Consider the following 20351-nt stretch of genomic DNA (forward strand, 5'->3'; position numbering starts at 1 on the left):
GGCCGTCAGGACTCCCGCACGGCGATCGCCTCGACGGTCAGGGCGACCTGCTCGAAGCCGTTCGCGGTCGCCTCGAGCGCGTCGATGATGTCCTTGTGCTTCATCACCGTCAGGGGGTCGGCCTTCTTGGCGTTGAACAGCTCGGCGAGCATCCGGCGGTACTGCTTGTTCGCACGGTTCTCGAGCCGGGCGATCTCCACCCCGTAGTCGCCCATCTCCTTCATCGAGCGCAGCTGCGGCATGGCGTCGACGGTGAGGTCGGCCATCCGGGAGATCACCTCGACCTGCTTGGCCACGCGGGGCAGCACCTCGTCGACCTGGTAGAGGACGATGAGGTCGACCGCCGCCTCCATGAGGTCGACGCACTGGTCGAGGGCGACGGCGAGGGCGTGGATGTCGGAGCGGTCGAACGGGGTGACGAACGCCCCGCCGACCTTGCGGACGATGGCGTGCGTGGCGTCGTCGGCGGCGCCCTCGATCTCGTGCATCCGCGCGAGGATGGCCTCGCGCTCCTCCCCCTCGGCACCGAGCAGCGCCGTCAGCTGGGCAGCACCCTCGACGAGCTGGCGCGCCGAGGCGGTGAACAGCTCGTAGAACGTGGGGTCCTGCGCGGTGCGGCGAAAGGCCACGGTTCCTCTCCCGGACGGCCCTGGTGGTCGGGGTACAGGCTAGGCCCAGGCGCGCACCCATGCCGAACCACCCTCATTCTCCCGCCTCGAGTGCGCGGGTGGTCGCCGGGGCGACCACCCGCGCACTCAAGGCGGGATGGCGGGCGGGGTCAGCCGGCGGCGGGCGGGGCGGCCTCGGCCGCGTCCGCGTCCGCGTCCGCCCCGGGCGGGTCGTCCACCCCGAGGATCTCGTCGATGCGCTCCTGGCTCAGCGGGCCGTCGGTCTGCGAGGCGGCGAGCACGAGGGCGCCGACGAGGTCGATCTCGCGTTGGAGGTCGTCGTCGGTGAGCGAGGGGTCCCCTGCCATCCGCACACGGTACGGCGCGAACCTGTCCGCAGACTGTCCGGCGACGGGGGGTGGGCGCGCAGGCTCTCAGGAGCCGTGAAGGAGAGGGTGCCGGGCCGGGAGCGCCTCACGGCGCGTGGCCGCTCGTAGCGGCTGATGTTGGGACCCGGGGCTGCCGCGGCCCGGCACCACGACTGACCCTAACGTCTCCTGGCGGCGCAGATGTTCCCGCCGCGCACCCCGCGTGCGCCGGTGGTCGGCACGGTGAGCGCCCTTGCGACCACACCGGGCCCGTCAGTCCAGGTCGCCGGCCCGCCACAGGTTGGCGCACGCCTTGAGGTCCTCCCCGGTGGCGAGCAGCGCGCCGCCGCTGCGGGTCAGGCCGCTCGCCCCGGCGGGGTCGAGCCCTTCGGTGTCGTGGGCGAGCTCGGCCCGGCCGGCGGCGGTGACCGCGCAGAACGCGGCGGCCCGCTCGAGCGCGATGGCGAGGTCGCCGTCGAAGACCCCGGCGAGGATCTGGTCGGCGACCCGCCGCAGCTCCTCGGGGCGGGGCGGCTCGGCGATGCCGGCGACGGCGTGGGCGACGTCGGTGAACCGGATGCCCGCCACGTACTCGCGGCTGGCCTCCTCCGGGCGGCGCTGCACCCACTCGCGCAGGGCGTACAGCCGCCACAGGGCGCCGGGCAGGGTGCGCGCGGGGCGCGAGGACCACAGGTCGGCGACCGTCGGCAGGCCGAGGTCGTCGACGAGGGCGACGAGCCGAGAGGTGACCTGCGGGTCGTGGGCGGCGCGCCCGGCGCCGACGAGGATGGCGGCGGTCTGGTGGGCCACCTCGGTGGCTTCCGCGGGGCCGGGGCGCGTCCCGCCGTGCGCCTCGAGCTCCTCCGGCCCGAAGTGCACGGGCCGGCGGGGCACGGGGCGGCCTCCGTCGCTGGTCATCCCTCGAGTGTGTCAGGTGGTGGGGACGCCCGTGCGGCCCGGGAGGCATCGGGCCGTGAGCGCGGCCCACCGGGTTCGCGCTGGTCACTGCGCGTGGCACGGGCCGGGAACGCCGCTAGGTTTGGGGCCGACCCGGGTGCCCGTGGCACCACCCCGACGCCGTGGAGGACGAGATGGCCAGCGAGGGATCGGCCGCCGAGCGCGAGCGACGCGCCCCGCACGCCGACGACGCCCGCAAGGCGGGCTCCCCGACCGAGGTGCCCCCACGCGGCTGGATGGTCACCCTCAAGGCGGCCTTCGCCGAGTTCCAGCGCGACCAGGTCACCGACCTCGCGGCGGCGCTCACGTACTACTCGGTGCTCTCGGTCGCGCCGGCACTGCTCGCCCTCGTCTCGCTGCTCGGGGTCTTCGGGCAGGGACAGGAGACGGTCGCGACGATGCTCGACCTGCTCCGCCAGCTCGGCCAGGGCGACGTCGCCGAGCAGCTGCGAGGGCCGATCGAGGACATGGTGGGCAGCCAGGCGGCCGGCGTCACCCTCGTCCTCGGCCTGGCGACCGCGCTGTGGTCGGCCTCGGGGTACGTCGGGGCGTTCGGGCGGGCGCTGAACCGGGTCTACGGCATCGACGAGGGCCGTCCGGTGTGGAAGCTGCGGCCGGTGAACTTCGCGGTCACCCTCGGGCTCGTCGTCGGGGCGGCCCTCGTGCTCGTCGGCCTCGTCGTCAGCGGCGGGGTGGCCGAGGCGGTCGGCAACACGATCGGGCTCGGCGACCAGAGCGTCACGGTGTGGGGCATCGTCAAGTGGCCGGTGATGCTCGTCCTCGTCATCGCCATGGTCGCCGTCCTCTACTACGCGACCCCGAACATCCGTCAGCCCCGGATGCGGTGGATCTCCCCCGGCGCCGTGCTCGCGATCGTCGTGTGGGTCCTCGCCTCGGTGGCCTTCGGGTTCTACGTCGGCAACTTCGGCAAGTACGAGTCGACGTACGGCTCGCTCGGCGGCGTCATCGTCTTCCTCCTGTGGGTGTGGATCACGAACATCGCCCTGCTGCTCGGTGCCGAGGTCGACGCCGAGCTGGAGCGGGTGCGCGAGCTCGAGGCGGGGATGGCGGCCGAGCGGGAGCTGCTCCTGCCGCCGCGGGACACCACGCAGTCGGAGAAGGCGCGCGAGAAGCTCGAGGACCGGGTGCGCGAGGGGCGGGCCATCCGCCGCCGGGCACTCGCCGCGGAGCGTCGCGGCAGCCCGCCGGGGCGGCGGCGCGCCGAGGCCGCGCACGACGGGCCGCGGCACCCGGTCGAGCTCGAGCCGCTGCCGTCCGAGGTCGCCCGGGACCGCGAGACCGGGCAGGGATGATTCGACGAACCTTCGACATTGCAGGTCATTGCGCCGACGCGGTACTGTCGGGGGCGTGTCTACGGGTCCTCACCGGTGAACCGCCTCGCGCAGGGGTACTGCCTCGGCGGTCGGTACACGCTGTCGGAGCGGGTCGCGTCCGGCGGGATGGGCGATGTCTGGAGCGCCGAGGACACCGTCCTCGACCGGCAGGTCGCGGTGAAGGTCCTGCGGCCGACGACCGACGGCGAGCCGGTGTTCGCCCGCCGCTTCCGGGACGAGGCGCTCTACACGGCCAACCTCTGCCACTCCAACATCGCGACGGTCTTCGACTACGGCGAGGAAGACGCCCTGGCCTACATCGTCATGGAGCTCGTCGACGGTGAGCCGCTCTCGGAGCTCGTCCGCCGTGAGGGGCCGCTGGAGCCGGCGCGGGTGCGCTCGCTCATGGGCCAGGCGGCGCTCGCCCTCGGCGCGGCGCACGACGCGGGGGTGGTCCACCGCGACGTCAAGCCGGCGAACATCCTCATCGCCTCCGACGGGACGGTGAAGCTCACCGACTTCGGCATCGCCCGGGCCCTCGACGGCGCCGGGCACACCCAGACCGGAGAGGTCGTCGGCACCCCGCACTACCTCTCCCCGGAACAGGCCCTCGGCGAGGTCGCCACCGGGGCGAGCGACCTCTACGCGCTCGGCATCGTCGCGCACGAGATGCTCACCGGCCGGCGGCCGTTCGAGAAGAACACGCCCGTGGCCACCGCGCTCGCCCAGGTCAACGACCCGCCCCCGCCGCTGCCGGGCCACGTGCCACCGGGGCTTCGGGCGCTCGTCGAGCAGTGCCTGTCCAAGCGGCCCGAGGACCGGCCCGCCAGCGCCCGCGAGCTGGGCGAGCGGCTCGGGCTACCCGAGTCCGAGCTCGTCGGCGACGACCCGGCCGCCGAGGTCGTCGGTGCCGCGCTCGTCGACGAGGAGGGTCCGGAGGTGGCCGCGTCCACGAGGGCCTCCGACGCCGGGGCCGCGTCCGACCCGACGCCGACGCTCAGCTCGCTCGATGCGCCGCTCGTGCGCGTGCGCCGGCGGGACGTGCAGCGGCGGCGGGCGCAGGCCGCGGCCCGCCGGGTGCACTGGGCCTGGGCGCCGACGGCGCTCGTGCTCGCCGTGATCACCGTGGTTCTCGCGCTCGGGCGCTGAGCCGGGGGTTTGCCGGGAACACGCGGGGGGCATCACCCGTTCATCCGACCGGACCCGCGCGGGGTCCACTGCTCGGGACTCGCCCTCCCTCGCCGAACGAAAGGTGCATCCCATGGCCACCGACTACGACGCTCCTCGAGTTCGCGACGGCGAGGAAGAGAAGAGCGACAACGTCCTCGAGCTCGACGCCGCCCGCTCGCGCCCCACCACCGACCTGCTCGAGGAGGACACCGAGGCCGTCGACGGGCACACCCTCCCCGGGGCCGACCTCTCCGACCTCTCCCTCGAGGTGCGGGTCGTGCCCAAGCAGGCCGACGAGTTCTCGTGCATGAGCTGCTTCCTGCTCGTCCACCGCTCGCAGGAGTCCAAGCCCGGCACGAACATCTGCCGCGACTGCGCCTGAGCCCCGGCGGTCGCCCGGCCAGGTGTTGGGCGGCCGCGCTCGGCCGTGGGTGCGCGATACTGTCGCCCGGCGCCCGCCGGGGTCATCTCCGGGCGGCGCGGGCCTCTAGCTCAAGTGGCAGAGCTGCGGACTTTTAATCCGTAGGTTGTGGGTTCGAGCCCCACGGGGCCCACCAAAGCCGCAGGTCAGCGACTTGCGCCGTGCTCTTCGAGCCGACTCATCTCGGCTCAGGAAACACCTGAGGGAACACACGGCTGTGAACAGAGCCCCTTGGACGAGGCTCGATCTCCGCACCGCAAGCAGGCAATCGACGTGGGTTGGTTCTGTCGAGGCAAGCCAGTGGTGCCACCGAAACCGTCCCGGTTCTCCCCTCGCCCCTCCATACTTCCACCATGGCGTCCGACCGATGGCAGTCCTTCGCGGCGACCGGACGGTCGACGATCCGAGAGCTCTTCGACTTCAGGGGAGACGCCGCGCTCCCGTTCACCCCGCAAGACGAGGACGTTCGCATAGTCCGAGGAAAGCACGAATACTTCGTGAGAGCAGTGCACCGCGGAGAGATGATGGCCAGCTCTTTCGCTCCGCTGGATGTGCCCACCTTGATCGCATACTTGCTGCTCAGTGGCCTGGTCGACGACATTCGCGCCAAGCGGCCCTGGAAGGTCGGAGTCGTGCGTGTTGCCACGGGTGGGGCCAGGCGAGTCAAGGTCGTCCACAAGGTCACCCTCCAACCCGGCGAGGCAAAGGAGCCTGTAGTGGAAGAACTCGTCGGACGCGTGAACGCCGGGGAGTTCGACACCGCTTGAGGGCAATTGGCCTGCACCTCGAGGTCGGCTCGACTGCAGGACCGGCCGCATCGGGCAGCCCCCTCAATGGTCACCCGTGCGGACCACTCGACAGGGAACGACAGCTGGTCGGTGCGCTGGATCCACGGCACCCCCAGCGGGATGTCGAGATCGGTCATCCGGCCGACGGACAGGACGCACACGTGACGCTCCACCTGTGCTCCGTCGTGCTCGCCGCGAACCTGGATGGTGCGTCCGTAAGGCGTTGCGGTCCAGGTGACGTGATCGGTGAACTCGTGCAGGTCTTCCCGCTCCCACTCCGGGTGCTCAGCGGCACCCAGCGTGAGTGGGGCGGGGAGGCCGAGGGAGCACGAGCGGTGCAGCAGCCACTCGAGCTGCCGCGGAGTTGCCGGATCCCCAGCCAGCCCCGGGTGCCGCATCAACTCGTCGAGGGCGCGGATCGGCTTCGCCATAGCCGCAACCTCTCGGTCACCCGCGGGGCCGACCATTCCACTCATGCTGTGAAGGAACCGCTTGGTGGCACCGAGGTCGACCCCGAGGTAGACCTCCTTGTCCGCCATGGACCGACTCGCCAGATGCATCTGGTCTCGGATCAGGTGCTCGGGCCACCCGGGCAGCGGAGCAGGCGCGTTGGTGTCGTGCGACTCGGCCCAGCGTGAGACCGGGTACGGGCGAGTAGTGATCCGCAGGTGCAGTGAGCGCTTGGTGAGCTGTGCGAGGGCGTCGGCGGTGTCCACGATGAGCCGTTCACGCGCGCTGTCGGGTCGGAAGGACCAGCCCTGCGGCGCGAGGCGGTACCAGGCGGTGATGCGGTCACCGGCGCTGGAGCAGTGGCCGACAATCCGCCGCAGCGCGAGGCCCCGGCTGCTCACGACTCCGCTCCGCCCTGTGTGGTCCCTCTGGCGGAGTGGCGCCCTCGAGGGGCAGCCCGGCCCGGGCGCGAGAGGACGGCGCGGACCCGGGCCGGACGGAGGGTGGAGGTCACAGCACGCGTGTGGTCGCGGGGTGCGCTGACCTCGTTGACGAACCCCCGCAGGACCGAGCCGAGCGGGCGGTCGTGGTCGACGACTCGCAGGATCACCTTGGTGACGGCGATCGTGATCAGGAGCGTGTACGCCAAGGCGAAGAACCCAAGGCCAATGCCGAGGCGGCGCTCAAGCATCTGCAGCAGGAGGAAGACCGCGGCACCCACGCCGTAGGCGACGTAGCGGGCGCGGAACGGGAGGGTCTTGCCCGGTGGGCCGAGCCAGACCGCGTTGACGTTGTAGATCTCGTCGTCGACGGGCAGGCGCATGGCTCAGCCCGTGACGAGCGAGGCGAGCCAGGTGCCGACGTCGTCGGCCCGGCCGGTGGTGGCGACGCCGAGCACGGCGAGGGCGATGACGACGCCGGCGACGACGCGCATGGCCTTGGCGTTGTCTCCGCGCTGGGCGAAGACGAAGAGCATCACGGCGATCAGCAGGAGGAGCAGCGGGATGATGTTCTCCTTGATCCACGCCTGCAGGTTGGCGGTGTCGCCGGTGGCGCTGGACAGCGCCGCGAGTGTGTTCATGGTGTCCCCTTGGTCGAACGGCAGGCGGCCCGGAAGGACCTCCGCGATCAAGTCCGCCAAACCGCGGGGTGCTCGTTCAAGGAGAAGCCGAAATTTTACAAAGTCTTGGAAGGCGATGCCGCTCGACGCACCTCACGCGCGGACGTCGCGGAGAGTCTGGCTCCCCCGCTCCTCATCATCCGGGCCCGCCGGAACGCGTCAAGGGCGCCTCCGGCGTCACTCCGTGATGGCCTTCGGCCACCCTTGACCCAACCCGCCCGGCCCTCCAGATGCTCCGCTACGAGGAACCAGCCCAAAGTCTGGAGACATGGCCCTGCAGTTTCCGTCAAAGATCGTGCTTGGAGTCGTTCTCTCGCCTGAAGCGCGACAACGATCAATCACCAGCTGCTGACCAAAATCCAACTAGCCGCCGCCCGTGTCAGGCAGTGCGACCTTTCGGCTGCTCGTCGCTCAACGTGCTCGAGGTCCTTGACCTCGGCTCAGACCGCGTGATCAGTTAGGTGGTCGAGTACCGCCAGGTGCGCATGCCACCCGTCCAGCGTGGGTGCCGACTCTCCCAGCCAGACCGGTTCAGTCGGCGAGTGACCAGCTAGTTGGTCACGAATTCCACCGCGCGAGACGACGATGCAGGCTTGCCGATGTCGGCTCAACAGCACGCACAACCTACCGGCATCTAGGTGAAACTGGCTCGCGTCACGACGACCAGAGAGTGGATGCCAGACCACGACGATCTGAAACTCACGCCCTTGGAGCACGTTTGCGGTGTCGACCACGACCTCGTCGACGGGCATCCCTGTCCGGGCGCGGGCAACCTGGAGCGCGGTCCGGACGTGGTCTCGTTGATCGCGATGGGTCACCCCGACGGCGATATCGCTCGGCAACAGCGGCCTGGTGCCGTACTCGTCCTCCAGCGCGATGTCGGCGCTGATGAGCTCCTCTACGACATCGACTATCGCCTGGACGGCATCGGGATCGGTTGGGGGCATCGGCACGTCGTCGAGCTCGACGTAGGCCCAACCGCGTCGCGCTGCCGTGTTCACGGCATCTGCTGCCCGTCCGCGGTGGAGTGACGCGATGCCCCGGCTGAGGCGACGCTGATGTGGTTGGGTGCCGGCGGTGAAGGGAACTTCGTAGAAGGCGTCGGAGATCAGGTCGGCTGCTTGGCTGGGTAGCCGCCATGAGACGGGCAGGGCCAGGCGCACAGTCTCGGGTTGGGTAGTCAGGATAGTGGCGGCGGCCGTCTCGAGCGGTGACAGCGGCCGGCCGCGGAATCTGGTGTCGTCCGCGGTGGTGAACGGCGCGAGCTGGCCGGGGTCACCAACCAGCAGCAGCGAGCTCATCATCGCCCCGATCGGGAGCAGTGCATCGGAGCGCATCTGATATGCCTCGTCCACGATCGCGAAGGGCCAGGAGTGGTCGAAGTCGACCGTGGCCCACTTGGCCGCGGGCGCGACGATGACGTCACAGTCGTGAAGGTCGGTGAGCGACTTGCTGAAGGTCAAGCCCTGCTGGGTGCGGATGTCTGCAGGTGGGAGGTAGTCGCCGGCGTGGAGGCGCCCCAGGCGCACGGGTGCAGCACCGCGGCGTTGGTCGGCGACGTATCCGCGGATCATGTCGTCAGCCTGGTCGTTGGTTTGGACGACGATCGGAACCTGCGCCCGTCGGTGGGCGCGCCGACCGATCTCCCGCACGAGGGTGGACTTGCCGGCGCCGGGAGGGCTGTCGACCAGCGTGGAGCGGGCGCCCGCGGTGAGGGTGCCCCAGATCTGCTCGCGGGTGGCGGCGGCCGCCTCCGCGGGAGTCACGGGCTCGGCGTGCATTACGACTCCTCGCTGTCTTCGACGAGCTGCAGGTGGGTCCAGGGAATCTCCTGGACTGTCGAGCGCTGGTAGAACTCGGGCCGTCCGTAGGGGCTCAAGACGATCTCGTCGCCCGCGGTGGGCAGAAGGCCGAGGGTCTTGGTCTGGTTGGCGCCCTTGAGCACCTCGACGCGGATCAGTCCGCTGGCGTCGTTGGGCAGGACCTCCAGCTTCACGCTCGGATGCCTCGAGAGGTAGAGGTTGGTTCCGGCTGGCCGTGCGAAGTCGAGGGTGGGCTCTAGGGTGATCATCGGTCGACGCTGCCTGCGCCCGTTGGCGTTGAAGGTCTGGCGGTCGGCATCCACGGCGACGACTCGTCCGGCGAGCGCCTCACCGGAGGCAACCAGCGCCGCCATGACCAGCGGGTCATCCCACGCCATCTCTCGCTGAAGATTCTGGGTGCGCGACTCCAAGAAGCGCAACCGACCTGCTGCCTGGACCGGAGTCGGGATGTTGCGGAAGAAGGCACGCCCCTCTGCCATGCGGGCGCTGTGGGCCGTCCACACCTTGCGGTCGGACAACCACCGGCCGGCGACGTGGTCTCCGGCCGGCAGGGCGACGAGCTGGTCCAGCGCCCTCCAACAGTCCATCCACGCGGGCACCAGCTGCTCGCGGATCTCCCCCTCGAGCTCGCCGCGCACCGCAGCCTGCGCGGCTGGGTCGTCTCCGGCAACGTGCCAACTCCGGATTAGGTCCGCGAGGACGTCGGCGTCCCAGTTGGGGTCGGAGTCGGGGCCAGCGGGAGGTGCCTGTTCGCCCAGCCGGGCTGCCGCGGGGCCGTCCAGCCCGTCGGGCGGGTCGATCCACCCAAGCAGGGCTGCCAAGTTGAGGTCTTCGGAGGGAAGCTGACCTGTCTGCCAGTGGAGGGTGAGCGCATCGGTGGCTGCGATCATCAGGCTGCTTCCCGGCAGCAGATCGCCGAAGAAGGACAGGTGCTTTCCTGCCAGTGGTACCGATGCCGGAGGCGGCGCGTCTCCGTCGGTGCGGAGGTTGCGCGTGAAGCGACCCACGATCCCCCCGAGCCACTCCGCAGTCCCCGCGTTGGGGACCACGAGCTGCGGGGCGTCCACGCAGGTGCCGCCATCGTCGCGGACCTCGAACCTCGAGAGGTAGGCCAGAAGGTCGATGGCGAACTCGTCGAGGGCCTCGAATCGGAGGGCGCGGTTGCGGGGTTCGGGCACGACCATGCAGTGCGGTGTCTCGTCTCGAGCCGTGCCCCAGACCAAGGCGAGGGGGGCGCCGGGGTCGCCGGCGAGGTGGTAGCCGACGACGACGAGGGGACTAGAGCTGAGGTGGACGTGCCGCCGGGTCGTCGTGGTGACAGCGCGTCGCTCGGCGGCGGCTTGGAGGGCCTGGTGGGTGCGCAGGGCGTTCATGCGAGTCCCCCCGTGGCGATCCGGGCAGCGGCTGCTCCGCGGGCGAGGGCGGCGGCGACCGCGGCTTCGGAGGGACTGGCCGGTGCTCGACGGCCGTCGGCGAGGTCGAGCGCCGCGGCGATGCTGGTGACGTCGCCACACGCACCTGCCACCGCGGTACCGAGCCGGGCGATGGAGCCGTGGCGCTCTGCCTCGTCTCGGCAGGAGTGGAACAGCGGGCAGGAGACGCAGCCATCGGTGAATCGCGGGGGCAGGACGGCGAGGGCCTCGCGGGCTGCGGTGGCAGCCGCGCCGACCTCGTCGTTGTCGGCCCCGTTGTCGGGGTGGGCCGGCAGTTGGGTGCCGGCGGGGATGGCGTCGAGGATGTCGGCGGCGCGCGGGACCGAGGCGAGCTGGCGGGCCAGTCGGCGCACATACATGTCGATATCGATGGTCACCGCGGTCGGCCGGAACGAGAGGTTCTCCGGCAGTACGATCATCGTGGTGGTTTTGACGACCTCGGGCGGTGCGCCGATCTCGACCACGAGCTGCTGCAGGCTCAGCACGTAGACCGCGGTCTGGCGGACGGTGGCCGACGCCTTCGTGGGGTCGGCGCGGCCATCGATACGCGGGTAGGACTTGATCTCGACGACGTGGATGCGCCCGTCGATTGCGAAGGCCAACACGTCTTGCTCGAGGTAGACGGTCTCGCCGCCGAAGTCGAGCCGGGTCATGGCGTGGCGGATGAGGTTGTAGGCCTGGGCCGGGTCGGTGAGCATCTCCTCGGTGCGCTGACGGGTAAGCCGCGCTCGGAGTTCGTTCATCCTGGCGCCGGTAACGCCAGGGTAGGCCTCGCGTACGGCAGCGGCAGACAGGTCGTGTTGGCGGACCTCGGGGATCGCCAGGTCGAGGTGTCGCCGTGCGAGCGCGACGATCTCGGCCATCCCGTTGGCGACCACCTGCTGCTCGAACTGGTTGCCGCGGGTCAGGGCGAACGGCGACTGACGGTCGCGAGGTTCGCCGCTGATCAGGCTGCCGAGCTTGTCGAGGTTGACGCCGGCGGCGTCGAGGGCGGTCCGGCGCTGGCACCCGGGTGCTTCGAGCGCGCCGGCGACCCGACGGGCGTTGAGGGGTTGGCGCGGGAACTCCCCGCGGAAGCCCTCGAGCGTGACCGGCGTGTTGGTCATCGCGATCCTCCGGCGGCGCGGGAGGTGAGGGTGCGGATCGCGGTGCCGAACAGGAGCGACTCGCGGTCCAGCTGGGCGTGGGCTCGCTCGGAGGCATGAGACCGCTCGAGCTCGTCGGTCTCTTCGATCTCCTCCAGCTCCGCTCGGGCAGCATCGGTCACCGTGCTGGGGTCGGCCCCGAAGGGCTTGACGCCGGGGATGGTTGATCCCAGCCGGGCGACCAGGCGCAGCATGGGCGCCTCATAGTTCGTGTTGGCGACGCTCGTGGCTTCGCCTGCCAGCGCGATGGCACTGTGCAGCATGTCGACGCGTGGGGACAGCGGTGCGATCAGTCGCAGACTGGTGGGCCAGGTGGAAAGGGCAACCGTCCCGCGCACAGGTGTGAACCGGTCGTAGGTCAGGGCCGGCACGATGTACACGTCGCGCTCCTGCCGACCGGGCAGTTCCTGCGACTTGCGCCAGCTTCTGGCCTCGTCTCGGCGCAGTGAGGAGAGCTTGGCGGTGTCGACGCGCTCGGCCCAGCGCGCCTTGGTGGCATCGGAAACCAGCCGGGCGCTGGAGGGACGTCCCGTGAGCTGCAGGGCCCGGATCACCTGGTCGCGCAGCGGGGTCGAGGATTCGTACGGGGAAGGGACGGGCGTCCGGTCCCGCTTGGGGTGGACCAACTGGTTGCGGCGCCGCTCGAGCACGGCGACGTGCTGGAGCAGTCGACTCACCTCGGTCGCGTCGCCGGAGGTGGTTGCCTCGATCAGCGCGTCGTTGGCGTCGCTGAGCGCCGCGACCACCTCGACGAGCTCATGAGCGAATTCCATGAAAGCCATGCTACCACGTCTTCCATGTTTTCCACGTTACTCTTAGCGAAGGACCAGGATGCTCTCCACAGCCGAGGCCTTGTTGCGGTACTGCCGGGTGCGAGGGTTCATGCTCGCCCGGTTACGGATGACCGGGAAGTCGTGTCGCTCGGCCCTGTCAAACCCAAGTGCGATCGCCATCTCCCCCAAGATCTTCGCCGTGTCGTTGTGCAGGTCCTTGTAGTAGTTGTCCTGCACGACCAGGACCGCGGGTGCGCCCTCCTTCATGACCCGGTGGAGCTCAGCCAGGGAGTCCCACATCCCGGCGTAGTACTGCCGGAAGTAGTTGGTGTAGTAGCCGGCCGATGCCTTGCTGGCGTGAGCGGCTACACCGTCCAAGAAGGCGGTCGCCGTGGCCCCCCATTGCTCAGCCGTGCCTCGCTTGCCGGTCATCGTGGGCGTGCCGACCATCTGATCGCGAAGTTCCTTGAGGTCGCGCTCGCCGGCACCAAGGATGGCCAGTTCCGGGCGGGTAGCCACCCCGTAGTCGATCCGGGTGCAGTAGGGCGGAGAGGTGATCACGCCGCCCACCGTGCGGGCTTCAAGGGGCAGGTCGCGGCTGTCGCCGAGCCGTGCCTGCACGTCGACACCGCCGACGTAGTTGTCCCGGTGGAGGCCGGCGGCTAGCTCCGCCGCTGAGGCCTGGAACTGATTGACGATCGTCTCAGGGCTCGGGTCGAGTCGGTCTGCCTCGGCAACCTGCTTCCACCACGTCGGATTGGTTCCGGCGCGGGGCGCGATGAGAACCCGAACCGTCCGGAACAGGACGGTGTAGAAGAAGGCGGCCAACGTGCTCATGCCTGAGGCGCCCTGGTACGGGGGTCGAGAGGCGGAACCAGGATCGACGAGGAGTCGCTCAACGCTCTGCTGCACACCGCGAAGAGATCCCGCGGCCATTGGTGTGAACCAGAAAAGAAGGGGGTCTTCGTCCAGATCGACCCTAGCCGCATGAGACACAACGTCTTGCCCTAGTGGGCCGATGCTCGCCCACGCGCCCATGCCTAGCAGCCTTGCTCTGGCGACGACCACGAGTGCTGGATTCACGTCGAAGCCGACGGCGGCAACGTTCCTACTGGCCGCGACAACGGTCGTCGTTCCGGTGCCATTCCAGGGATCCAACACCAAGTCCTCGGCGCCGGCCAATTCTTCGAGAGCATGCTCCACGAATGCAGACGAGTAGCCCGCGTAATAGCGATACCAGGCGTCGACAGCATCGCCGATGGTGCCCACCTTTGGATTTACGAAAGCCCCTGATGTCACTGCGGCCTGCCAATCTCGCGCTACAGAATCGCGCACCTTGCCACTACTCCACTTTCAGGACTCGGACTGGCGACTCCCAATCGTGGACCCTTGAGGTCTCAGCCTAGCCCCACCCGCCAACCATCTTGCCCCTCCGGTCTCCAGGCAGTAGGTCTGCACCACACTGGGTGCCAGCGCGACCGCTTGCGCACGGGAACTGCCGAATAGACCTCTTACGGATCAAGAGCCTGGCTGCGCTCGGCTGCGCCTGCGGGCGGCGCTGGCGCGCCGTCCTCGGCGCGTCTTCACCCCTCCCGCTGGAGCGCTGATTCGCGCCAACCAAGGCGGCCCACCCCAGACCTCACGGTGAGGCTTCTCCCAGCGGCAACACATCAGGTTAAGGCCGGCCTGTGAGCACCTAAACGCTCACGGGTTCCTCGAGCGAATCTCCGATCGCGACTAGGTCGCTACCTAGGCCGATCGCCCCCGCGCGAGCGTGATTGAGCAACATTTCCACCAAGCGCAGCCGCTGCAGCTCAAACGGCCGCCCCGCGGCCATCAACGCACGGGCTCTGGCGGGTTCAGTGATGTGCGGCTGCACAATTATCACTTTCGATGGAGCCCTAGAGTTCCTCGTCTCAAGAAATTCGATCATGTCGGCTCGGTCGCGCTCCCGGCGACCATATAGCCAGACGGCAGGAGACGCGACAGGAGCTCGCCTTAGGGTTTGACTCAATCGCTCCGCATCTAGGTGTCGTAGGTTCTTTACCGCTTGCCCAGTTACCACTTCGAGGCTGCTGGCACTGATTTGCCTCATGGGGCTGGCCGAGTTTGCGCCCTTGACATGGATCAATGAGAGCTCGCCGTCGTCTGCGACGAGGACGAAATCGGCCACCTCGTTGGACCCGTCATCACAGGTGAGATACCCTCGCTTGCCGAAAGTCTTTAGCACCCATGAGAACAGCGATTTGTCGCCGTCTCCGATCGCGTCATGAATTTTCTGAGCCACAGAGAAAGAGGGCTTCTCGCGGGAAATGTCATATCCGCTGAAGGACTCCCATCGCCAAGAACGAAACTCGTGATCTTCGATCTTGCTCTTGTAAACCGCTTCTTGTGTCACCGAATGGCCCGAGTCATAGTGGACAGTGAGAAGTTGGGTGAATTTTAGGGCGGCCAGCACAGGACGCACTTGAGCCGAGTCCGTTGGTTCGCCGTGGTAGCCGAAGGATAGGTCCACCTTGGACTTCGCAATCGAAGGCGTACAGCTGAGGCTGCCGCCAACAGTGCCGTCAAGTCCTACCAAGGCTGTGAACCGCGCGTCGGGGCCCCCTGTGACGATGACCGTCGCACGGTTCAAGGTGTCCCAGGCTGCCAAGAGTTCGCTACTCACTTCCGCTGACGGCAGGTCATCCGGGTCGCACCAGGTCAATTCATAGGCGCCAGATACTCCACCGAGATCTGTTGATTCGGTTGCCAAGAGCGGGAACGGGTGTTCGTCCTCTGCACCCGAAGCAGACGCGTGGGCTAGGGCGCGAAGCAGATCAAGACAAGTCTCGCGAAACTCTGCAAACGTATGTGTTGAGGAGAACCATATTTTTGACCTTCGTGGCGTTGTTCCCACTATTCCGGTCAATGCGCTGAACTCGGGTGAGACATTGACACTAGCGCGTGCCGAACCCAGTGCGAAAGTGCTATCATCTAGAGGATTCAGCGCTTCGCCAACGCTTTGGCCGCTTAACGTCTTCGAGTCCGCCTTTGTCCGTCTACGTCCATGAGCCCCGCGGAGCCAGAGGTTCTTGGCGTCTCCGGAAAGAAGCGTGGAATTGATGATGCCTGCGGGCACGCGCCGAAAGACTGGACGCGGCGATGCGTCGAGCCATCTCTGCAGCTTGGCTTCAATGGTTCCATCGCAACTTATGGCAATCCAGTTTTCGCGCGCGATCCAAACACATAGTGAATAGGTGGTGTCGAGATAAGGCGAATCCTTCTGGGCCCATCCCGGCCGTGTCTGCTTCCTGTAAGCAAAGGCATCGGCGCTGACCTGCGAGTCCTCGTCATCCAAGGCTTCATCCAGCCCTTCGAGGCCATCTGACACTACCTCCGCGCCGTTTCGAGCGCGTTGCGTCGTTACAAATCGAAGCAACGCCTTCCGAAGGACCTTCAACGGGGAGAAAGTCCCTGATGGAAAGGTAAGAACCACAACGGATACGTACGGTTTTAGGGTGTCCGCATGGATCGGCTCTAACGGCGGCTCTTCCGGCGGCATGGCCACACTCTAGGCAATTGACAGGCTACTTGGGTCAGAAACTACGCGACGGCAAACCTCCGTGTCGCGCCGAGTCAGCGCAGGGCGGCTGCCCCACGCCCCCGCCCGAGGCGGGCGTAGACGGTTCCGCCTGCGGCTCCGACAGCCGCAGAGATGTGGATGCCTCACGAACGAGAAGCTCCGTGCGAGGTTCGGAGCTTCCCACCCCGAGATGAGCGAACTGCCGGATGGACTGTCGTCTCTCACCGGAGTCACATGTGGGGTCACATGCAGCGCTGAGCAACCACCACCAGCGAGCTACAGCGACCACCGTTCTCGCAGGTCAGCGCCTGTGCCCGGTCTTGACCAACAGGGCGACTCAGCACTCCGTAGGTTGTGGGTTCGAGACCCACGGGGCCCACCAACATCGCTGTATGCCTTCGCCTGATCTTTGGACGTTTCGCTGTCGGGCGATCGGCGACAGTGTTCCGGTTGATGCGTGCCAGGTGTTTCGGCGGATCCGTGAAACCCGAGTTCATCAGCGACACCGTCTTCGACAGCCTGCACAGGCGCACGAACGCCTCGAGGCGCGGGCCGACGCCTACACCACCGACCGGACCGGACCCCGAGTGGGTCTCCTGGAGGGTCGCCACCGTCGGGGGCGACCCGTCCTGCAACGCCTACACGAAGAACCTCTGCGGGGGTCCTAGGCTCCTTCCGTGGACCGGTCTCCTGCTGTTCGGGGCGCAGTACGCGCGCTAGCCGTCGTGGTTGTCGGCGCGCTCGGCGTGTACCTGTGGTCCTTCTTCCGCGGGGGAGGAAGCACATCCAGTGGGCCGCCCACGGGCAAGCCTGGCGGTGAGCCGTCCTACATTGTCGCTGCCGATGACGCGGGGGCGATTGTGCTGGACGGCCAGCGCCAGACCGTTCGCGGGGTGTCCCGCAGCGGAGGCGACGCGTGGACGTCGACACGCGCATTCGCCGACGGCGACACCGTGGTCTGTGCGGGCACGTGCCCCGCGGCTGTGGCCAGCGGCGGCATCGACGCCCTGAACGGCCTGGGAACTCCCACAGTCACCCCGTTGAATCTTGGTGGTGCGACCGCGTCGTACCCCTCGGCGTTCAAGTCAACCGTTGTGGCCGCGACTGGCGCCAAGTCGGTGCTGGTCCAAGGTGACGCGAGCGGCAGCGCGTGGGTGAGTATCGGAGGCAGTCGAGTGCCCGCGGCGTCCGCGCAGGTCGCGGTAGTGCAGGGGTCTTCCGGGGCCAGCCTCGTGATCGGGTCACGTCCCGATGGTGCATCCGTCGTGCGCTCTCTGACCGCGGGGCACGATGGGTGGGTCCTGGGAGCGGAACTGCCTGCGCACGGCTTCTTTGGCTGCGCCGGAGCCGGTGGGCGAGTCGCGTTCGGGGGCGATGACGGTGTGCTGATCGCCAAGGGCGGTACACGGACCGTGGTGCCGGGCGTGAAAGACCCCAGCGAGTGCTCCTTCACCAGGTCCGGTCTCGTGGTCGCGCAGTTCTCGGCTGGTGCCTCAGCAACGACCACGACGGTGCAGGTCTCGACATCTGCGGGCAAGGCAAGGTGGACGCGAGAGTTCCAGGGCGAGGCCCGGGTCTCGGCCAACCCGAGAGAGGATGCCTTCGTCGTCACCGATGGGAAGACGGCCCGCGTCTATGCCGGAGACGGCAGCCTCCAACGAACCGTTGAGAACGTCAGCCACGCGGTATACCTGCCGTCCGGACAACTCGTCGCGTTGGGCACTGCGGGTGGCGTGAAGTGGCTGTGAGCGTCGAGACCCTCGTCGTTGCGGACGGCGTTCGGCGCGACTACCCCTCGGGGAGCACGGTCGGCCCAGTCAGCCTGCAGATGTCACGGGGTCGGTGCCTCGGGCTCGTCGGCTCCAACGGTGCCGGCAAGACCACGCTGATGAAGATGGTCGTGGGGTTGGAGCGGCCCGACGTCGGCACCGTCGTCGTGTGTGGGCGAGACGTTCAGGCGGAGCGCCCGGTTCCGGGCCTGTCCGGGATGATTGAGGAGCCACGCTTTCACCCGCGCCTCTCCGGGCGAGAGAACCTGTTCGTGATGTGTGGCGGTGACCGGGCACGGCGCGAGCGGATCCCCGAGCTGCTGGACCAGGTGGACCTTGCCGGTGCGGCAGAGAGACCAGTCGGGGGGTACAGCCAGGGGATGCGGCAGCGGCTTGGGATCGCTCGTGTCCTGCTGGCCGCTCCCGACGTTGTGGTCCTTGACGAGCCGACGAACGGGCTCGACCCTGAGGGGATTCGGTGGTTCCGGCGACTTGTTGCGAGCCTGAAGGCCGACGGACGAGCCGTGTTGCTGTCCAGCCACATGCTTCACGAGGTGCAGGCGTCGAGCGACGACTACGTGATGCTGAACCGGGGCGTGGTGGTCGCGGAGGGCGAAACCGGCAGCATCACCGGGGTGGGGTCGTTAGAAGAGCTGTACTTCGCCACGGTTGAGACAGGCGCAGCCGCTCCGTGATCCGCGAAGCGCTCGTGCTCCTTCGGCGAGGGCCAGTCCTCACTGTCTCCGCCTTGCTCGTCGTCGTCACCGCCGTGGGCAGCGCCTCGCCCGCGCGTGCCGTGTCGTCTGCGCTCGGCGCGGCCGCGGACGCGGCACCCCGGTTGTTGCTTCCCTTCGCCCTCGTCGTGGCGCTGTGGATGATGTGCCCAGATACCGACGACCGTGTCGGCGCTGACCGGCAAGCGTTGGGGCTGGACGCCGTGCGATGGACGGCGGCCCGGGTTGTGCTGATCTGCGCAGTCCTGCTGGTGGGGCTGGGCCTTTTCGTCGTGACCCGTAGCCTTGCTGCGTTACTGCTGCCGGGATCACCTCCCTCTGCCGACGTCGCGATCCCCCGTCTTCTGACCATTGCGGTGCTGTCTTCGACACTGTTCGGTCTGTGGGCGGGGTCGCTGCTGCGAGGTCGGCGGACGGCCACCGCGTTGATGGTGTCCTTGACCACGGTGATGATCACTGTGGCTGTGGCCTTCGCGCCGAGAGGCGGCCTCGGTGATCTGGTTCGAAGCCTGTGGCCGGTTTCGGCGTTGCGCGTCATAGCGGGTGGCGGTGAAGGCGTCGCCCCACAGGTTGGGGCGACGGCCGTGGCATCCATCTGTCTCGTGACCTTGTGGGCCGTCTTTCGACTGTCGATGTCCGAGTCCTCGCCCAGTCGCGGCACCACGTCCCCTGGTGGTGATGGGCGCCGCCTGACCTTCCGCTCTGTTGCGGCGGTAGGGGTTGCGGCCTGCGTGGCCGCTGGTTCTGTGCTGCCGACGTTTCTGACGCGGACGCTGCCGTGGTCGTCTCGGCCGTCCACTGTCCTCCAACAACTCAGCGGGACGGATCCCGCCGCACGGACCCGCACCTTTCTGGAGGCGGTGTGGACGCACAACACCGCGGCGGCTGACTCCTTGACGGCGCAGGCGTCCGCTGCACGCACCATTGGGCCGTTTCGCCAAGTGGTGGGGGCTCGCCCCCCGACGTTGGACGTGCATGTCGTTGACATCGGCTCTGAGGGCACGGCAGCTGTCGTCGCTGATGGATTCGCGCAGTCGGTGACCTTCTGCATGTCCCGACGCCGAGGTGCGTGGATTGTCGAGTCCCTCTCGACGCGGCAGGTGTGCTCGTGAACGGTGAGGTGCTTCGCGAGCGGGCAGTGGTCGTATCGAGGAGCAACCTGCCGGTCGCCGTCGTCGGCGGGGCCGTCGTTGCGGCCGTCGTGGTCTGCGTGTGGCCACCGGTGATCAGCGGTGTCGACACGTCGGTCCCACCGCTGGCGGGCTTGGCGTCTTCGCTCAGCGCCGCGGCGCTCGTGGCACCGGTGGCGACCTTCCTCAGCGCTGTTGCTTTCCTTGGCCGCGACGAGGATTCGGGGGTGGGCCGTGAGTATCACCTCGCCGGAGTGCCCCGCAGCGAACGTGTCTTCTGTGACGTCGTCCTCGCTCTGGCTGTGGGCGTCACGTGCGTCGGCGTCATGGCCGTCGGCGGCCTGTTGTTCGGGGTCGCTGACTCGGTTCGGCGAGGCATGGTGGGCCCGTCAGCGCCGCCGGCACCGGCATCCATGTCGTGGACCGGCCTGCTGCCGCTCTTGCTCACGGTGGTTGCTGCGGCGCTGGCGGTTCTTCTGTCGATGGCTGGGCGCTGGTCGACGCGGCGCACCTCGACGGTGATCTTCGCTGTCGTCGCGAGCGGGGTGCTGTTGCTGGCCGTGAGCGCGGGGGAAGCATGGCGGCCCCTGCTGCTGTGCCACCCTCTCGGAGGCGTGTGGTCGCTCCTCTATCGCGGGCCGTCGTATCGCCTGCGCCTCAACACCCCCGCACCACTTGCGGCAGCATCCACCCTTGTGTGGCTCGCGATCCTGTCGGCGTTCGCCTGGTGGCAAGGGCGACCGCAGAGGTCGCGGTAACACGC

19 protein-coding genes and 1 tRNA gene are annotated in these 20351 nt (G+C 68.4%); 9 read left to right on the top strand and 11 right to left on the bottom strand.

Annotated elements, in window-relative coordinates; translation table 11 throughout:
- Positions 1-5: 5 nt before the first annotated feature.
- From G8D98_RS03220 to G8D98_RS03230, 3 genes are all read right to left on the bottom strand, one after another.
- A complete protein-coding gene (locus G8D98_RS03220; protein WP_166099064.1) occupies positions 6-629 on the bottom strand; it encodes a DUF47 domain-containing protein in 624 nt (207 codons plus the stop codon).
- A 149-nt stretch (positions 630-778) separates the two neighbouring features.
- Positions 779-976 carry a hypothetical protein gene (locus tag G8D98_RS03225; RefSeq protein WP_166098978.1) on the bottom strand — a complete coding sequence of 66 codons (198 nt, stop codon included), beginning with the start codon at positions 974-976 and terminating at the stop codon, positions 779-781.
- A 273-nt stretch (positions 977-1249) separates the two neighbouring features.
- Complete coding sequence (locus tag G8D98_RS03230) at positions 1250-1894, bottom strand: hypothetical protein (RefSeq protein ID WP_166099067.1); 645 nt, start codon at positions 1892-1894, stop codon at positions 1250-1252.
- A gap of 173 nt (positions 1895-2067) precedes the next feature.
- On the opposite strand from G8D98_RS03230, the gene G8D98_RS03235 reads away from it, so the two are divergent.
- The 5 genes from G8D98_RS03235 to G8D98_RS03255 all read left to right on the top strand — a co-directional run bounded on the left by G8D98_RS03235 (position 2068) and on the right by G8D98_RS03255 (position 5625).
- Positions 2068-3246, top strand: coding sequence for a YihY/virulence factor BrkB family protein (locus tag G8D98_RS03235; RefSeq protein WP_205859689.1), 1179 nt, complete (start codon positions 2068-2070; stop codon positions 3244-3246).
- A 75-nt stretch (positions 3247-3321) separates the two neighbouring features.
- Complete coding sequence (locus tag G8D98_RS03240; protein ID WP_229661873.1) at positions 3322-4416, top strand: serine/threonine-protein kinase; 1095 nt, start codon at positions 3322-3324, stop codon at positions 4414-4416.
- A 112-nt stretch (positions 4417-4528) separates the two neighbouring features.
- A complete protein-coding gene (locus tag G8D98_RS03245) occupies positions 4529-4819 on the top strand; it encodes a DUF4193 family protein (RefSeq protein WP_166099070.1) in 291 nt (96 codons plus the stop codon).
- A 99-nt stretch (positions 4820-4918) separates the two neighbouring features.
- Positions 4919-4994, top strand: a tRNA-Lys gene (locus G8D98_RS03250).
- 217 nt (positions 4995-5211) lie between these two features.
- Positions 5212-5625 carry a hypothetical protein gene (locus tag G8D98_RS03255; protein WP_166099073.1) on the top strand — a complete coding sequence of 138 codons (414 nt, stop codon included), beginning with the start codon at positions 5212-5214 and terminating at the stop codon, positions 5623-5625.
- 868 nt (positions 5626-6493) lie between these two features.
- Here G8D98_RS03255 and G8D98_RS03260 read toward each other — a convergent pair.
- From G8D98_RS03260 to G8D98_RS03295, 8 genes are all read right to left on the bottom strand, one after another.
- On the bottom strand, positions 6494-6919 hold the full coding sequence (locus tag G8D98_RS03260) for a hypothetical protein (RefSeq protein WP_166099075.1): 426 nt from the start codon (positions 6917-6919) through the stop codon (positions 6494-6496).
- Between the two features lie 3 nt (positions 6920-6922).
- Positions 6923-7177, bottom strand: coding sequence for a hypothetical protein (locus G8D98_RS03265; protein WP_166099078.1), 255 nt, complete (start codon positions 7175-7177; stop codon positions 6923-6925).
- A 479-nt stretch (positions 7178-7656) separates the two neighbouring features.
- The gene (locus tag G8D98_RS03270; protein WP_166099081.1) at positions 7657-8997 is read right to left on the bottom strand and encodes an AAA domain-containing protein; all 1341 of its coding nucleotides are present in this window, start codon (positions 8995-8997) and stop codon (positions 7657-7659) included.
- Positions 8997-10412: a hypothetical protein gene (locus tag G8D98_RS03275; RefSeq protein ID WP_166099084.1), complete on the bottom strand. Its 1416-nt coding sequence runs from the start codon at positions 10410-10412 to the stop codon at positions 8997-8999. The genes G8D98_RS03270 and G8D98_RS03275 overlap by 1 nt, the downstream gene beginning before the upstream one ends.
- The gene (locus G8D98_RS03280; RefSeq protein WP_166099086.1) at positions 10409-11578 is read right to left on the bottom strand and encodes a hypothetical protein; all 1170 of its coding nucleotides are present in this window, start codon (positions 11576-11578) and stop codon (positions 10409-10411) included. The genes G8D98_RS03275 and G8D98_RS03280 overlap by 4 nt, the downstream gene beginning before the upstream one ends.
- Positions 11575-12390 (bottom strand): hypothetical protein, encoded by an 816-nt coding sequence (locus G8D98_RS03285; RefSeq protein ID WP_166099089.1) that lies wholly within the window; start codon positions 12388-12390, stop codon positions 11575-11577. Before G8D98_RS03285 ends, G8D98_RS03280 begins: the two co-directional genes overlap by 4 nt.
- A gap of 42 nt (positions 12391-12432) precedes the next feature.
- Positions 12433-13659 carry a class I SAM-dependent methyltransferase gene (locus G8D98_RS03290; protein ID WP_166099092.1) on the bottom strand — a complete coding sequence of 409 codons (1227 nt, stop codon included), beginning with the start codon at positions 13657-13659 and terminating at the stop codon, positions 12433-12435.
- Positions 13660-14086: 427 nt separating this feature from the next.
- Complete coding sequence (locus G8D98_RS03295; protein WP_166099096.1) at positions 14087-15934, bottom strand: hypothetical protein; 1848 nt, start codon at positions 15932-15934, stop codon at positions 14087-14089.
- 698 nt (positions 15935-16632) lie between these two features.
- Here G8D98_RS03295 and G8D98_RS03300 point away from each other — a divergent pair.
- From G8D98_RS03300 to G8D98_RS03315, 4 genes are read left to right on the top strand one after another with little or no spacing between them, the layout of a single operon-like run.
- Positions 16633-17703: a hypothetical protein gene (locus G8D98_RS03300; protein WP_166099098.1), complete on the top strand. Its 1071-nt coding sequence runs from the start codon at positions 16633-16635 to the stop codon at positions 17701-17703.
- Complete coding sequence (locus G8D98_RS03305; RefSeq protein WP_166099100.1) at positions 17700-18419, top strand: ABC transporter ATP-binding protein; 720 nt, start codon at positions 17700-17702, stop codon at positions 18417-18419. The genes G8D98_RS03300 and G8D98_RS03305 overlap by 4 nt, the downstream gene beginning before the upstream one ends.
- Before the next feature lie 53 nt (positions 18420-18472).
- Positions 18473-19570, top strand: coding sequence for a hypothetical protein (locus tag G8D98_RS03310; RefSeq protein WP_166099103.1), 1098 nt, complete (start codon positions 18473-18475; stop codon positions 19568-19570).
- Positions 19567-20346 (top strand): hypothetical protein, encoded by a 780-nt coding sequence (locus G8D98_RS03315; protein WP_166099106.1) that lies wholly within the window; start codon positions 19567-19569, stop codon positions 20344-20346. The genes G8D98_RS03310 and G8D98_RS03315 overlap by 4 nt, the downstream gene beginning before the upstream one ends.
- Positions 20347-20351 lie beyond the last annotated feature (5 nt).

Origin of the sequence: Phycicoccus endophyticus (assembly GCF_011326735.1) — a bacterium.
GTDB lineage: Bacteria > Actinomycetota > Actinomycetes > Actinomycetales > Dermatophilaceae > Phycicoccus > Phycicoccus endophyticus.

What these genes read in the sequence shown, in the direction of transcription:
- G8D98_RS03270 (WP_166099081.1), bottom strand. Translation starts at nt 8,997, where the DNA reads ATGCACGCCGAGCCCGTGACTCCCGCGGAGGCGGCCGCCGCCACCCGC.
- G8D98_RS03235 (WP_205859689.1), top strand. Translation starts at nt 2,068, where the DNA reads ATGGCCAGCGAGGGATCGGCCGCCGAGCGCGAGCGACGCGCCCCGCAC.
- G8D98_RS03295 (WP_166099096.1), bottom strand. Translation starts at nt 15,934, where the DNA reads ATGCCGCCGGAAGAGCCGCCGTTAGAGCCGATCCATGCGGACACCCTA.
- G8D98_RS03265 (WP_166099078.1), bottom strand. Translation starts at nt 7,177, where the DNA reads ATGAACACACTCGCGGCGCTGTCCAGCGCCACCGGCGACACCGCCAAC.
- G8D98_RS03275 (WP_166099084.1), bottom strand. Translation starts at nt 10,412, where the DNA reads ATGAACGCCCTGCGCACCCACCAGGCCCTCCAAGCCGCCGCCGAGCGA.
- G8D98_RS03255 (WP_166099073.1), top strand. Translation starts at nt 5,212, where the DNA reads ATGGCGTCCGACCGATGGCAGTCCTTCGCGGCGACCGGACGGTCGACG.
- G8D98_RS03245 (WP_166099070.1), top strand. Translation starts at nt 4,529, where the DNA reads ATGGCCACCGACTACGACGCTCCTCGAGTTCGCGACGGCGAGGAAGAG.
- G8D98_RS03260 (WP_166099075.1), bottom strand. Translation starts at nt 6,919, where the DNA reads ATGCGCCTGCCCGTCGACGACGAGATCTACAACGTCAACGCGGTCTGG.
- G8D98_RS03230 (WP_166099067.1), bottom strand. Translation starts at nt 1,894, where the DNA reads ATGACCAGCGACGGAGGCCGCCCCGTGCCCCGCCGGCCCGTGCACTTC.
- G8D98_RS03225 (WP_166098978.1), bottom strand. Translation starts at nt 976, where the DNA reads ATGGCAGGGGACCCCTCGCTCACCGACGACGACCTCCAACGCGAGATC.
- G8D98_RS03280 (WP_166099086.1), bottom strand. Translation starts at nt 11,578, where the DNA reads ATGACCAACACGCCGGTCACGCTCGAGGGCTTCCGCGGGGAGTTCCCG.
- G8D98_RS03285 (WP_166099089.1), bottom strand. Translation starts at nt 12,390, where the DNA reads ATGGAATTCGCTCATGAGCTCGTCGAGGTGGTCGCGGCGCTCAGCGAC.